We start from the raw sequence: 598 nt of genomic DNA, 5'->3' as shown, positions 1-598 counted from the left end.
TCCTTACTTCCTACTCCTTACTCTTTTTGTTCTTACTCCTAACTTTCAACTGTCAACTCTCAACTGTCAACTGTCAACTCAATAACCTGTCAACTGACAATCACGTAAGTGATTGTGTATTCTATCCTCCTCAACCGTGGATACGCCTCCCGGCGCAGTTGCTCGTAAATTCATACGTTTTGTTCCATATCTCTTTTTATGCAACTAATTCCAGCTATTACTAAGTGCCGGGTCAAGCAAAAATGGAACACTGAACCAGTTAGTAATCAGCTGGTTATATTAGATCAAATTTAACAGAAAAATAAACCCGTTTATTCTTTTTTAAACTGGCGGGCGAGCGAAGTAATAACCAAAAGAAGGAAAATCTTCGTTTAACAGCCGGGGCGGGCGATAGAAAACGAAAAAGTATCCCGGAGAAATAGAACAGCTGTAAAACAATTGTAAAACGTCAGATATACAAGAAGTTATGGAAAATAAAGACGAAAAAAGACAGGACCCTTACCAGCTACCGGATAAACCCGAAAACCCTATGATTGAAGTGGTCAGTATTGCAAAGGAAAAACGTAGAAAGTTACAACCACGCACCCATGAGGTCGTA

1 protein-coding gene is annotated in these 598 nt (G+C 39.6%); it reads left to right on the top strand.

Going from position 1 to position 598, the window contains the following annotated elements:
• Positions 1-224: hypothetical protein (locus D0T87_RS24215; RefSeq protein WP_203558664.1), on the top strand; the 224-nt coding region annotated here is incomplete at its 5' end.
• Between the last annotated feature and the right edge of the window lie 374 nt (positions 225-598).

It is taken from the genome of Bacteroides sp. 51, from assembly GCF_010500965.1.
Lineage (GTDB): Bacteria > Bacteroidota > Bacteroidia > Bacteroidales > Bacteroidaceae > Bacteroides.
The sequence above is the reverse complement of the archived record's forward strand: the minus strand, read 5'-3'. Positions and strand labels throughout refer to the sequence as shown.